The 13563-nt window shown below is 54.3% G+C and carries 11 protein-coding genes; 4 read left to right on the forward strand and 7 right to left on the reverse strand.

Annotated elements, in window-relative coordinates; translation table 11 throughout:
- Window positions 1-391: 391 nt before the first annotated feature.
- Both DBY68_RS11750 and mdtD read left to right on the forward strand, forming a co-directional pair.
- Window positions 392-1096: a FadR/GntR family transcriptional regulator gene (locus DBY68_RS11750; RefSeq protein ID WP_108476229.1), complete on the forward strand. Its 705-nt coding sequence runs from the start codon at window positions 392-394 to the stop codon at window positions 1094-1096.
- A gap of 9 nt (window positions 1097-1105) precedes the next feature.
- Window positions 1106-2503 carry a multidrug transporter subunit MdtD gene (mdtD, locus tag DBY68_RS11755; RefSeq protein WP_108476230.1) on the forward strand — a complete coding sequence of 466 codons (1398 nt, stop codon included), beginning with the start codon at window positions 1106-1108 and terminating at the stop codon, window positions 2501-2503.
- On the opposite strand, the gene rbsR is transcribed toward mdtD, so the two are convergent.
- The 7 genes from rbsR to kup all read right to left on the reverse strand — a co-directional run bounded on the left by rbsR (window position 2500) and on the right by kup (window position 10397).
- Window positions 2500-3492: a ribose operon transcriptional repressor RbsR gene (gene rbsR, locus DBY68_RS11760; RefSeq protein ID WP_108476231.1), complete on the reverse strand. Its 993-nt coding sequence runs from the start codon at window positions 3490-3492 to the stop codon at window positions 2500-2502. The two genes, mdtD and rbsR, sit on opposite strands and share 4 nt — an antisense overlap.
- 3 nt (window positions 3493-3495) lie before the next feature.
- Window positions 3496-4425: a ribokinase gene (gene rbsK / locus DBY68_RS11765; protein WP_108476232.1), complete on the reverse strand. Its 930-nt coding sequence runs from the start codon at window positions 4423-4425 to the stop codon at window positions 3496-3498.
- Between the two features lie 99 nt (window positions 4426-4524).
- On the reverse strand, window positions 4525-5415 hold the full coding sequence (gene rbsB / locus DBY68_RS11770; protein ID WP_108476233.1) for a ribose ABC transporter substrate-binding protein RbsB: 891 nt from the start codon (window positions 5413-5415) through the stop codon (window positions 4525-4527).
- Window positions 5416-5442: 27 nt separating this feature from the next.
- Window positions 5443-6408, reverse strand: a complete 966-nt coding sequence (gene rbsC, locus DBY68_RS11775; RefSeq protein WP_015966579.1) for a ribose ABC transporter permease — start codon at window positions 6406-6408, stop codon at window positions 5443-5445.
- A gap of 5 nt (window positions 6409-6413) precedes the next feature.
- A complete protein-coding gene (gene rbsA / locus DBY68_RS11780; RefSeq protein WP_108476234.1) occupies window positions 6414-7919 on the reverse strand; it encodes a ribose ABC transporter ATP-binding protein RbsA in 1506 nt (501 codons plus the stop codon).
- 7 nt (window positions 7920-7926) lie between these two features.
- Complete coding sequence (rbsD, locus tag DBY68_RS11785) at window positions 7927-8346, reverse strand: D-ribose pyranase (RefSeq protein ID WP_108476235.1); 420 nt, start codon at window positions 8344-8346, stop codon at window positions 7927-7929.
- 182 nt (window positions 8347-8528) lie between these two features.
- Window positions 8529-10397, reverse strand: coding sequence for a low affinity potassium transporter Kup (gene kup / locus DBY68_RS11790; protein WP_108476236.1), 1869 nt, complete (start codon window positions 10395-10397; stop codon window positions 8529-8531).
- Between the two features lie 219 nt (window positions 10398-10616).
- On the opposite strand from kup, the gene ravA reads away from it, so the two are divergent.
- Entirely contained in the window at window positions 10617-12116 is a 1500-nt protein-coding gene (ravA, locus tag DBY68_RS11795; RefSeq protein WP_108476237.1) for an ATPase RavA, read from the forward strand.
- A complete protein-coding gene (gene viaA / locus DBY68_RS11800) occupies window positions 12110-13561 on the forward strand; it encodes an ATPase RavA stimulator ViaA (protein WP_108476238.1) in 1452 nt (483 codons plus the stop codon). The genes ravA and viaA overlap by 7 nt, the downstream gene beginning before the upstream one ends.
- Window positions 13562-13563: the final 2 nt, after the last annotated feature.

Raw genomic sequence — 13563 nt, forward strand, 5'->3', positions numbered from 1 at the left:
AAGAATCCGTATCATTGAGTGCCCACACAGATTGTCTGATAAATTGTTAAAGAGCAGTGCAACGCGGCGTGAAGCTCACCGTTGCGAGGTGCGCATAATACGCTTTCCTCCTTCAGAGTCAAGCGCTTATTTTCGCTTTTCTCTGGCGGCGTTCCCGGAGGAAGCCTGCTAACCCGGTGGCCTGGAAGCCGTTATTCCGTGTCAGTGGAGGCGCATTATAGGGAGTTATTTCTGACAGACAAGAGGTTATTTAAAAAAAATGACAGTTCGTACTTTTTTTCACCATTACGCATGGTAATACGCCATAAAATGCACTCTTTGCCGTTTTTGCAGCCGATTTTTATCCGTGAATGGCATACTAGAAACAATAACAAGATACAGGACACCTTTTATGTCTTTAAGCGCACAGCAATTAGCAGCTCAAAAAAACATCTCGTGGGTATTAGCGGAGAAGTTAGCTCAGAAAATCCTCAAAGGTGAATATCCTCCGGAAAGTATTCTGCCGGGTGAAATGGAATTGGGTGAGATCTTTGGCGTCAGCCGTACCGCCGTACGTGAAGCGGTTAAAACCCTTTCCGCGAAAGGGATGCTTTTGCCGCGCCCGCGCATAGGCACTCGTGTCATGCCACAATCGCACTGGAACTTTCTCGATACTGAGCTGCTTGCCTGGTGGCTGACGGAAGATAATTTTCAGGAAGTGATGAAACACTTTCTGGTACTCCGTCACAGCCTTGAGCCACAGGCATGCTCACTGGCCGCCGTATTAGGCACCGCAGAGCAAAAAGCGGAGCTCAATACATTAATGAAGGAGATGGCGATTCTGAAAAAGAACTTCGATCGCCAACGCTGGGTTGATGTAGATACCGCCTGGCACGAACATATCTACGAAATGACGGCGAACCCGTTCCTGATCTCTTTCGCTAAACTCTTCCATTCGGTGTATCACACCTACTTTACGTCAATTACGCAGGATGAAGTGATTGAACTGGAAAAGCATCAGGCAATTGTTAACGCCATTCAGGAAAGTGATAGCCAAAAAGCGTTTATTGCCTGCCAGGCGCTCTTAAGCGCGCCACATATTCGACCAGGAGTATAAGAGCATCGCATGATTAAGAAAAAAGCGCGGAGTATGGCCGGGCTGCCGTGGATAGCTGCCATGGCATTTTTTATGCAGGCCCTGGATGCGACGATCCTTAATACCGCACTCCCCGCCATCGCGCACAGCCTAAACCGTTCACCGCTCGCCATGCAGTCTGCCATTATCAGTTACACTCTGACAGTCGCCATGCTGATCCCGGTAAGTGGCTGGTTGGCCGACCGCTTCGGTACTCGTCGCATCTTTATGATTGCCGTAACGCTTTTCACGCTAGGTTCGTTAGCCTGCGCCCTCTCAACATCATTACTTGAGCTGGTTATCTTCCGCGTTATTCAGGGTATCGGCGGGGCGATGATGATGCCCGTCGCACGCCTGGCACTACTGCGCGCATATCCACGTAGCGAACTCCTGCCGGTGCTTAACTTCGTCACCATGCCGGGTTTGGTGGGGCCAATTCTAGGCCCGGTACTCGGCGGCGTGCTGGTCACGTGGGCCAGCTGGCACTGGATTTTCCTGATTAATATTCCAATTGGGATTACCGGCCTTATCTATGCCCGCAAATACATGCCCAACTTCACCACGCCGAAGCGAAGCTTTGATATGTCCGGATTTCTGCTGTTTGGCCTGAGCCTCGTGCTGTTCTCCAGCGGGATGGAGCTGTTCGGCGAACGCATTGTGGCAAGCTGGATAGCTTTCGCGATTATCGGCATCAGTATTCTGCTGTTGCTGGCTTATATTCGCCACGCCCGTCGTCATCCCTCACCGCTTATCTCGCTGTCGCTCTTTAAGACGCGCACTTTTTCCGTCGGGATTGCCGGAAACCTGGCCACGCGTTTGGGCACCGGCTGCGTGCCGTTCCTGATGCCGCTGATGTTGCAGGTCGGTTTTGGCTACCCCGCGTTAATCGCGGGTTGCATGATGGCCCCGACCGCGCTCGGGTCTATTCTGGCAAAATCAACGGTGACGCAGGTGCTGCGCTGGCTGGGCTACAGGAAAACGCTGGTGGGGATTACACTGTTTATTGGCGTGATGATTGCGCAATTCTCGCTGCAATCGCCCTCAATGCCGATATGGATGTTGATCCTGCCGCTGTTTGTGCTCGGGATGGCAATGTCGACGCAGTTTACGTCGATGAACACCATTACGCTCGCTGATCTGACGGATGAGAACGCCAGTAGCGGCAACAGTATGCTGGCCGTCACGCAGCAGCTTTCGATCAGTTTAGGGGTGGCGATCAGCGCCGCCGTGCTAAGGGTGTATCAGGGAATGGAAGGCTCAAACACCATCGAGCAATTCCACTACACCTTTATTACGATGGGTGGGATAACGGTAGTGTCAGCATTAATGTTTATGCTGCTGAAACCGAAAGATGGCCGCAACCTGATCAAGGAGCGGCACAAAGCTTAAACAGAGCCGCGAACCACCAGCTCGGGCGTCAGCTGCACGCGCTGCTGTTTCTGTCCGGGCTGGGCCATACGGTGGATCAATACATCAATCGCCAGTTCGCCCAGTTCATCTTTGGGCTGATGAATGGTCGTGAGCGGTGGCGTCATGTAGCGCGCCAGTTCAATATCGTCATAACCAATCACCGCCATATCCTGTGGAATGCGCAACCCGGCCTGATAAAGCGCCTGATACGCCCCTACCGCCATCGCGTCATTTCCGACAAATACCGCCTGCGGTAACTCAGGCAATGCCAGAAGTTGCTGCATAGCGTCAAAACCACCGCCGAATTCAAAGTTACTGGTTATCACATATCCGTCAGGAACGGGAAGCCCCGCATGCTGCATAGCTGAGCGATATCCTTCCAGACGCAGACGCGCCGGCGTTTTATCCAGCGGCCCGGCGATACAGGCGATGCGAGTGTGGCCCTGTTCGATGAGATAACGTGTTGCCATGTCACCGCCCAGCAAAGAGTTATCCTGAATCAGATCGCTGTCACCATCGAACGGCGCCCAGTCCATCATCACCGTCGGAATGGACGGATAACGCTGCATAATCTCCTGCGATGGCTGATGCGTTTCGGTGCATAACAGCAATAACCCATCAACGCGTTTTTGCATTAGCGTCTCCAGGTTGCGGTTCATTCGCTGCTCGTCGCCTTCGGTATTACACAGTACCAGGCTGTAACCGCGCTCAAAACAACTGCGCTCTACGCCCCGCACCAGCTCAGAATAGAATGGATTGGTACTGGCCGTGATCAGCATGCCGATAGTGCGGGTTTGATTCAGTTTGAGGCTACGCGCTATCGCGGATGGCGCGTAGTTCAGGCTTTTGATGGCCGCATCAACTTTTTCAGTGATCGCTTCACTGACGTAGCGGTCTTTATTAATGACGTGAGAAACGGTAGAGGTTGAAACGCCCGCAACGCGAGCGACATCTTTCATGGTAGCCAAACATTACCTCTGCTGATTCAGAAATTCGTCGATCTCTTCACGCCAGGGAACGGAAGGCTGCGCGCCTTTACGAGTGACGGCAATGGCCGCCGCCGCGTGTGCAAACCGAATCGCCTCGTTCAGTGGTTTATCTTCCAGCAGTGCGGTGATCAGCGCACCGTTAAAGGTATCTCCGGCGGCGATGGTATCAATAGCCTGCACTTTAAAGCCCGGCACGCGTTGACCTTCACCCTTGACGCTTGCCCACACGCCACGGCTGCCCAGGGTGATGATAACGGTATCAATGCCTTTGCTGTGCAACGCCTGTGCCGCTTTCGCCGCATCGTCATCGTTTTCCACGCGGATGCCGGTTAACTTTTCAGCTTCCGTTTCATTCGGCGTGATAATGTCCACCAGCGCCAGCAGTTCATCAGACAGCTCACGCGCCGGGGCGGGATTTAAAATCACCTGCGTCTGGTGCTGATGGGCAATTTTAGCTGCCAGCATGACGCTTTCCAGCGGTGATTCCAGCTGCATCAGCAGTGCATCCGCCTGTGCAATACGCGCTTTCTGTGCTTCAACCAATGCAGGCGACAGTGCCGCATTTGCGCCCGCATGAATACCAATGACGTTTTCGCCTTCGCCGTTAACGAAAATCAGCGCCACGCCGGTCGATTCCCCCGCAACAACGCTTACCGGTGCCACGTCGATGCGATCGTTGGCCAGCTGTTGACGCACGCGTTCGCCAATATCATCTTCACCTGTACAGGCAATAAACGCGATGTTCGCGCCGCTGCGCCCGGCAGCCACCGCCTGGTTGGCACCTTTGCCGCCAAAAGCGACCTGATACTGGTTGCCGGTGACGGTTTCACCCGGCGTCGGGAAAGAGTCAAGATTAAGGATGTGATCGGCATTGATGCTGCCAAGAACGACGAGTTTGCCTGCGGTTTTCATTTCAGCGTGTCCGATAAGTGCGCCACCCGTTGCCGGGTGGCGCGTGCCCTGCTTTTCTTTATAGTTTGTCCCTCAAGCCTTTTGTGGCCCGATGGTGACTTATTGCTTAATGACCAGTTTCAGGTCAACCGGATATTTAGCCTGAACTTTCTCACCTTTCAGGACCTTATCCGCAGTTTCAACGCCTTTTGCGCCGATCTGCTCTGGCAACTGAGCAATAGTCGCTGCCAGTTTGCCATCATTTACTGCTTTTTCGCCATCTGGCGTGCCGTCAAACCCGACAACCATCACATCGGATTTACCTGCAGTTTGCAGCGCACGCAGTGCACCCAGCGCCATTTCGTCGTTCTGAGCAAATACGGCCTGTACATCCGGATGCGCCGTCAGCAGGTTCTGCATGACGTTCAGCCCCTTAGTGCGGTCGAAATCAGCCGGTTGGCTCGCCAGCACGTTAAACTTGTGCGCGGCCACGGCCTGCTGGAAACCTTCACCACGCTCGCGCGCGGCAGAGGTTCCGGCGATACCCTGTAATTCAATCACTTTGGCGCCTTCACCGGCTTTCTTCGCAATGTAATCACCGGCGATTTTTCCGCCCAGCACGTTATCAGACGCGATATGGCTGACCACTTCACCTTTGGATGCTACGCGGTCGAGGGTGATTACCGGAATTTTAGATTGGTTAGCCATTTTGATGGCGTTACCCACGGCGTCGGAATCCGTCGGGTTGACCAGCAGAATTTTCGCACCGCGCACGGTGAGATCCTGCACGTTCGCCAGCTCTTTCGCCGGGTTGTTCTGCGAATCCAGCACGACCAGGTTGTAGCCCAGTTTGTCGGCTTCTTTCTGCGCGCCATCCTTCAGCGATACGAAGAACGGGTTATTCAGGGTAGAGATGACCAGCGCGATGGTGTCTTTCGCCATCGCGTTTGCGCTGACGGTGGCGCTCAGCGCAACAGCAGAAACCAGGGTAGCCAGTTTTTTCATATTCATAGTTAAGATGTCCTGTAGAGTCGTGAGTTACTGCTTTTTGTTGTCTACCAGCACCGCCAGCAAAATCACCACTGCTTTAACGATCATCTGGTAATAGGAAGAAACGCCGAGCAAATTCAAACCATTATTCAGGAAACCGAGAATCAGTGCGCCGATCAGCGTCCCAACAATGCGACCTTTACCGCCCGCAAGGCTGGTGCCGCCCAATACAACCGCTGCGATAGCATCCAGCTCGTAGCCCGTGCCTGCTGTCGGCTGTGCAGAAGAGAGACGCGCCACTTCGATAACGCCCGCCAGCGACGCCAGCAAACCGCACAACGCGTAGACGATGATTTTGATTTTATTGACGCTGATCCCGGAAAGACGCGTTGCTGCTTCGTTACCGCCCAGCGCATAGATATAGCGACCAAGACGCGTATGGTGCAGCATGTACCAGGCCGCCAGGAAGACAATCGCCATGATCCACACCGGCGTCGGGATGCCCAGCGGGCGGCCAATCCCGAACCAGCCGAACAGATCGGCGTTATCCGTAAAGCCGGTATTCACCGGACTGCCGTTGGTGTACACCATGGTCACCCCGCGCAGCAGCAGCATCATCACCAGCGTGGCGATAAATGCCTGAACGCGGCCTTTCGCGACAATCACCCCGGTCACCGCGCCGATTGCGCCGCCGAGCGCCAGCGCGGCAGCTACCGCCACCAGCGCATTGACTTCAAGGCCGACAATCGAGGCTGCGACAGCGCCGGTTAACGCCAGCAGGGAGCCGACGGACAGATCGATCCCGGAGGTTAAAATCACCAGCGTCATCCCCACCGCCATAATGGCGTTGACGGATGTCTGTTGCAGGATGTTGAACAGGTTATTGACGGTAAAAAAGTTGGGGCTCATGGTCGAGACGATGGCAATCAGCACCAGCAGCGCGATCAGCGATTTTTGCTCCATCAGCCATGCTTTGGTGAAATAACGGCGACCAGCGACAGCCTGGTTTGTCATCTTCTTTACTCCTGATTCACACGGTTAAGCTTGCCCACAGCGGCAGCCATTAATACTTCCTGGGTGGCCTGCTCGCGTGTAAATTCACCGCCGAGATGCCCTTCATGCATCACAATAATGCGATCGCTCATCCCCAGAACTTCCGGCATCTCGGAGGAGACCAGAATAATGCTCAGACCATCGGCCTTGAACTGGTTGATAAGCTGATAAATCTCTTTCTTCGCGCCAACATCTACGCCACGCGTAGGTTCGTCGAGGATCAGCACTTTTGGGCGCGTCATCAGGCCACGCGCGATAGCCACTTTCTGCTGATTACCGCCCGAGAGCAGGCCGATGGCCTGTTCCATTGATGGCGTTTTGACGTTAAACAGACGGATAAAATCGCTCACCGCCTGCTGTTCATCTTTATGCTTCAGGCTGCCGCCCGCGTGGCTGAAGTAGCGCAGCGCCGTCAGCGACATATTCTCTTTTACCGACATGCCGAGTACTAAGCCATCACGCTTGCGGTCTTCAGAGATATAGACGATGCCGTTCGCCAGACCATCCTGCGGTGAACGCGCCACCACTTCGTGGCCGTCGAGCGTGACATATCCACTGCTGCGCGGCAGTGCGCCGTACAGCACTTTCATCAACTCCGTGCGTCCGGCCCCCATCAGGCCCGCAACGCCAAGAATTTCACCTTTGCGTAGCGTGAAGGAGACATTTTCAACGCCCGAGCCACACAGGTTATCGACCTTCAGGCGGATCTCACCCGGCGCTTTATCAAGGCGCGGATATTGATCTTCGAGCTTACGGCCTACCATCATTTCGATCAGCGAATCTTCTGTTAGCGAGGAAACTTCCCGCTCGGCGATAAACTGCCCATCGCGGAATACGGTAACGTCATCGCAAATCTCGAAGATCTCTTTCATGCGGTGGGAGATATAGACAATGCCGCGCCCCTGCGATTTCAGCTCGCGAATGACGCGGAACAGGGATTCGGTTTCGGTATCAGTCAGCGCATCGGTCGGTTCATCCATCACGATGACTTTCGACTCAAAGCTCAGTACCTTGGCAATTTCCACCATCTGCTGGTCGCCGATGGAGAGCTCGCCCACCAGCCGGTCACTTTTAAAGCGCAGGTTGAGTTTTGCCAGCAGCACGTCTGCTTCGGCATACATCTTCTTCCAGTCGATTTTGCCAAAGCGATTCACAAACTCGCGGCCCAGGAAAATGTTTTCCGCAATGGTGAGCTGCGGGATCAGGTTCAGCTCCTGGTGGATAATGCCAATCCCGGCCTCCTGCGACGCCTTTGGCCCGCTGAAGGTCGTTTCTTTGCCCAACCATAACAACGAACCGGCATCGCGAGAGTAGATACCGGTCAGCACTTTCATCATCGTGGATTTACCGGCGCCGTTTTCGCCCACCAGCGCCATCACGCGGCCCGCATAAACATTTAACGCCGCGCCAGAGAGGGCTTTCACGCCCGGGAAGGATTTATCGATACCTTTTAATTGCAGTAATGCGTCCATGTTGGCCTCAGAAGGTGACGCCAGCACAGAGAATAATGTTCGCATACGGGGAACACTCCCCGCTGCGAATCACCGCCTGACTGTCTGCGGTTTGTTTTTTAAACTGCTCATGGGTGGTGTAACGAATTTCTATGGTATTTCCCTGGTGTTGTTGCAGTTGCCCGATGAATTTGAGCAACGTTTCGTGGAGTTGCGGATTATGTTGTTTAATCTCCGAGGCGAGAATGGCGGCCTCAACCTGCATTTCACGGGTCACCACGTCCAGCACCTGCATAAAGGTGGGAACGCCCTGGGTTAATGCCATATCGATACGCGTTGTACTACGTGGGATGGGTAAACCTGCATCACACACCACCAGCGTATCGGTATGCCCCAGGCGGGAGATAACCGATGAGATCTCAGAATTAAGTACCGTGCCTTTCTTCATTTTCTTGCTCCACTAGCGAAACGTTTCGCTGTTGTAAGTTTAATCTTAAGAGTGAGCAGAAAACCAACATGGCGTAACAGAATTGTGATCGTCGTCGAAACGTTTCGCTCGCGATGTAAAAAGTGAAGAGTAGTAAGAGAAACGCCGGGAGGTGATAAACCTTCCCGGCGTTTTGACTGGCGTTAAATCTCGACCTGGGTCCCCAGTTCGATTACCCGGTTCGGTGGGATTTCAAACTGATCCGGCGCGCGAAGGGCGTTTCGCTGCAGCAGCAGATAAAGCTTACCGCGCAGGCGCAAATACCACGGGCGTTTACCGACAATCAGCGATTCATGCGACATAAAGAACGAGGTTTCCATCATTCGACAGCTTAACCCTTCAAGGCCGCAACGGTGGAAGACCTCTTCCACATTCGGCGTTTCGCGCCAGCCATAGCTGGCCACCACCCGCCAGAAGGTCGGCGAAAGCTGTTCAATCTGCACACGACGCACGTTGTGGACGTAAGGCGCATCTTCCGTGCGCAGCGTCAGTAAGATCACACGCTCATGCAGCACCTTGTTGTGCTTGAGGTTGTGCATCATGGCAAATGGAATCACGTTCAGCGCGCGCGACATATATACCGCGGTGCCCGGAACGCGAACCGGCGGTGATTTCTCCAGCGAGGCGATCATCGCTTCCAGAGAGTTGCCGTGCTCATGCATACGACGCAGCAGACGGAAGCGCTCGCTTTTCCAGGTCGTCATCACGATAAACATCACCGTACCGAGGCTCAGCGGCAGCCAGCCGCCGGAGACGATTTTATCGAGGTTCGCCGAGAACAGCGGAATATCGATACACAGGAAGGCGACCAGAATGAACGCCACAAGGAACTTATTCCAGTGCCAGTTTTTACGCGCCACGGTGGTCGACAGAATCGAGGTCAGCACCATAGTGCCGGTCACCGCAATACCGTATGCCGCCGCCAGATTACTGGAGTGCTCGAAGTTGATAATCACAATCACCACGGAGAAATAGAGCAGCCAGTTGATGAACGGGATGTAAATCTGCCCGGACTCCATCTCAGAGGTGTGGATAATGCGCATCGGTGAGAGATACCCCAGACGCACCGCCTGGCGAGTCAGGGAGAAGACACCGGAAATAACCGCCTGCGAGGCGATAACCGTCGCCAGCGCCGCCAGAATCAGCAGCGGGATCAACGCCCATTCTGGCGCGAGCAGGAAGAACGGGTTCTTAATCGCTTCCGGATGCTTCAAAAGCAGCGCACCCTGACCAAAGTAGTTCAGCGTCAAAGACGGCAGCACCACAGAGAACCAGGCTAAACGAATCGGGAATTTACCGAAGTGGCCCATATCCGCATACAGCGCTTCTACCCCGGTAATGGAGAGGACAACCGCCCCCAGCGCCACAAACGACACCATCTTATATTCAAGGAAGAAGTGTACCGCCCAAACTGGATTGAGCGCCTGAAGGACTTCCGGGTTTCCGATAATGCTACGCACGCCCAGCACCGCCAGAATCAGGAACCACGCCAGCATAATCGGGGCGAAGAGTTTGCCCACCATGCCGGTACCGTGCTTCTGAATCATAAACAGCAGCGTCAGCACCAGGATTGAGAGCGGCACTATCCAGCTATCAAGCTGCGGCGCGACAATTTCCAGGCCTTCAATGGCCGACATCACCGAAATCGCAGGCGTAATGACCACTTCCCCATAGAAGAAGCTGCCGCCAATCAATCCTATTATCACCAGGAACGAGGTGGTTTTAGCCGACGTGTTGCGTCCCGCCAGAGACATTAGCGTCAGGATCCCCCCCTCACCGGCGTTATCCGCGCGCATGACGAAGGTCAGGTACTTAATGGATACAACAAAGATCAGCAGCCAGAAGATTAATGACAGAAAGCCAAAAACCGCGTCACGTTCAACGCCAAAACCAAACTGCCCGGACAAACATTCTCGAAGAGTATAAAGAGGGCTGGTGCCGATATCGCCGTATACCACCCCAATGGCAGCGAGGGTTATCGCCGACAAAGATTGCTTCTTATCAGTGCTCATAGACTAGTCTTTCGTTTGTAAAACAAATGAGTGCCTGGTCCCTTGGCCCACGAAAAGCGCACAGTATGCACGATTAATCGCAAAATCGTACCCTTATGTGAATTCATATTAACCTGGCGCAAAGAAAATGAAGCGCTTCTTCAGCCTATTATCCTCGTCCATGAAACGTCTATACTCGCTCAGTTAGCCGTATGTTCGGCGAAAGGATGCAACTCAATTATGGCCCAATCACATTTATTAGCAGAAAGAATTTCGCGCCTGAGTAGCGCGCTTGAGAAAGGGCTGTATGAACGCAGTCACGCTATCCGCCTGTGCCTGCTGGCAGCGCTCAGCGGCGAGAGCGTGTTTTTGCTTGGCCCGCCAGGTATCGCCAAGAGCCTGATTGCGCGACGCATTAAGTTCGCGTTTCAACACGCGCGCGCCTTTGAATATCTGATGACCCGCTTCTCCACGCCGGAAGAAGTATTTGGCCCCCTTTCCATCCAGGCGTTAAAAGATGAAGGGCGCTATGAGCGTCTGACCGCAGGCTATTTACCGGAAGCGGAAATTGTCTTTCTTGATGAGATCTGGAAAGCTGGCCCGGCGATACTGAACACCCTGCTGACCGCAATCAACGAACGCCATTTCCGCAACGGCGCGACGGTCGAGAAAATCCCGATGCGCCTGCTGGTGGCCGCATCGAACGAACTCCCTGAAGCAGAAAGCAGCCTTGAAGCGCTGTATGACCGCATGCTCATTCGCCTGTGGCTCGACAAAGTGCAGGAAAAAGGCAACTTCCGTTTCATGCTCGTAAACCAGCAGGATGAGAATGAAAACCCGGTAGCACCAGGCCTTCAGGTTACCGATGAAGAGTTCTTCCAGTGGCAAAAAGACATAGGCCAGGTCAAACTAACGGATGCCGTTTTTGAACTGATCTTCACCCTGCGCCAGCAGCTTGATACGCTGCCAAATGCGCCCTATGTCTCCGACCGTCGCTGGAAGAAAGCGATTCGCCTGTTGCAGGCCTGCGCATTCTTCAGTGGGCGCGACGCCATTGCGCCTATCGATCTTATTTTGCTTAAAGAGTGCCTGTGGCATGACGCGCAAAGCCGCAATTTAATGCAACAGCAGCTTGAAATATTGATGACCGGACACGCCTGGCAACAGCAATCCATGCTGAATCGCCTGAGCGCCATTACTCAGCATCGTTTGCAGCTTCAGCAGCAGGAAAGTGACAAAACCGCGCTCAAAGTGAACCGACTGGGCGGTATGTTCAGCCGTAAACCGCACTATGAGCTTCCACCTGAAGTACAAAGCCCGACGGTCACGTTACTGCTGCAAAAACCGCTGAAATTGCACGATATCGACGTTATTCACATCACCTTCGAGCGTCAGGTGCTGGCGCACTGGCTGGAGAAAGGCGGCGAAATCCGCGGTAAACTCAATGGCATAGGTTTTGCGCAGACGCTGAATATGGAAGTGGATAACGCGCAGCATCTGGTCGTGCGTGATATCAGTTTGCAGGGCTCACGCCTGGCGTTGCCGGGAACAGAAAGCCAACAGAACATGCCTGCCGAAATCAAACAGCAGCTCGACGAACAGGCGGAAGAGTGGCATCGACAGCATCTCAGTTTTAACGATCAGCAAAAATGCCTGTTCATTCATAGCGACTGGCTGGCACAGATCGAAGCCAGCCTGCAGGATGTCGCGGCGCAGATCAAACAGGCCCAGCAATGCTGACAATCGATACGCTCAACGTGATGCTGGCGGTCAGCGAAGAGGGGTTGATCGAAGAGACGATCATCGCCCTGCTGGCGTCACCACAGCTATCGGCATTCTTTAAGAAATTCCCGCGCCTGAAAAGCGCCATTACGGAAGACCTGCCCCGATGGCGTGAAAACCTGAAAAGCACGCTTAAAGGCACGCATGTGCCGCCAGAGCTGGAAGAAGAAGTGCTCTGTTATCAGCAGTGTCAGACCTTCTCCACACAGCAAATCAATGCGCAGCTGCCGCAGATCCTGGCGTTGCTGAAAAAGGTGCGCTCACCCTACGCCGAGCAGGCGCAGCAACTGGCGACGCATAATCCCACCTTTACCCCGGCGCTGCATACGCTATTTCTGCAACGCTGGCGGCTGAGCCTGGTGGTACAGGCGACATCACTTAACCAGCAGTTACTGGAAGGCGAACGGGAACAGTTGCTGAGCGAAGTTCAGGAGCGCATGACCTTAAGCGGCCAGCTGGAGCCAGTGCTGGTGGAGAACGAAAACGCCGCCGGTCGCCTGTGGGATATGAGCGCCGGGCAGCTTAAGCGCGGTGATTATCAGTTGATCGTGAAATATGGCGATTTCCTCAGTCAGCAGCCGGAACTGATGCAACTGGCCGATCAACTGGGGCGATCGCGCGAAGCAAAATCGGTGCCCAAAAAAGATGCGCCGATGGAAACCTTCCGCACGCTGGTGCGCGAACCGTCGACGGTGCCAGAGCAGGTCGACGGCATTCAACAGAGCGATGACATTCTGCGTCTGTTGCCGCCGGAACTCGCTACGCTCGGCATTACCGAGCTGGAGTATGAGTTTTACCGGCGGCTGGTGGAGAAACAGCTTCTCACCTACCGACTGCACGGCGACGCGTGGCATGAGAAAATCACCGAACGCCCGGTGGTACATCAGGATGTAGACGAACAACCACGCGGGCCGTTTATCGTCTGCGTAGATACCTCAGGCTCAATGGGCGGCTTTAACGAGCAGTGCGCGAAAGCCTTTTGTCTTGCGATGATGCGTGTGGCGCTGGCGGATAACCGCCGCTGCTTCATTATGTTGTTTTCCAGCGAAGTGGTGCGCTACGAACTGACCGGCCCGCAGGGGATCGAACAGGCAATCCGTTTCCTGAGCCAGCGTTTTCGCGGCGGCACTGATATGGCGAGTTGTTTTCGCGCCATCGTCGAACGACTGGAAAATCCGGCCTGGCAGGATGCCGATGCGGTGGTGATTTCAGACTTTATTGCCCAGCGGCTGCCGGATGAGGTGGTGAATAAGGTAGGGGAGTTACAGCGAAAACATCAGCACCGTTTTCACGCGGTGGCGATGTCTGCGCATGGCAAACCCGGCATCATGCGCATCTTTGACCACATCTGGCGCTTTGATACCGGGTTGCGTAGCCGCCTGCTCAGACGCTGGCGGCGGTAAAT

Source organism: Pseudocitrobacter sp. RIT415 (assembly GCF_003057695.2).
Lineage (GTDB): Bacteria > Pseudomonadota > Gammaproteobacteria > Enterobacterales > Enterobacteriaceae > Pseudocitrobacter > Pseudocitrobacter faecalis.

Coding starts and splice junctions, on each gene's coding strand:
- rbsA (WP_108476234.1), bottom strand. CDS start 7,919: ATGGACGCATTACTGCAATTAAAAGGTATCGATAAATCCTTCCCGGGC.
- kup (WP_108476236.1), bottom strand. CDS start 10,397: ATGAGCACTGATAAGAAGCAATCTTTGTCGGCGATAACCCTCGCTGCC.
- viaA (WP_108476238.1), top strand. CDS start 12,110: ATGCTGACAATCGATACGCTCAACGTGATGCTGGCGGTCAGCGAAGAG.
- rbsC (WP_015966579.1), bottom strand. CDS start 6,408: ATGACAAACCAGGCTGTCGCTGGTCGCCGTTATTTCACCAAAGCATGG.
- mdtD (WP_108476230.1), top strand. CDS start 1,106: ATGATTAAGAAAAAAGCGCGGAGTATGGCCGGGCTGCCGTGGATAGCT.
- DBY68_RS11750 (WP_108476229.1), top strand. CDS start 392: ATGTCTTTAAGCGCACAGCAATTAGCAGCTCAAAAAAACATCTCGTGG.
- rbsD (WP_108476235.1), bottom strand. CDS start 8,346: ATGAAGAAAGGCACGGTACTTAATTCTGAGATCTCATCGGTTATCTCC.
- ravA (WP_108476237.1), top strand. CDS start 10,617: ATGGCCCAATCACATTTATTAGCAGAAAGAATTTCGCGCCTGAGTAGC.
- rbsB (WP_108476233.1), bottom strand. CDS start 5,415: ATGAATATGAAAAAACTGGCTACCCTGGTTTCTGCTGTTGCGCTGAGC.
- rbsK (WP_108476232.1), bottom strand. CDS start 4,425: ATGAAAACCGCAGGCAAACTCGTCGTTCTTGGCAGCATCAATGCCGAT.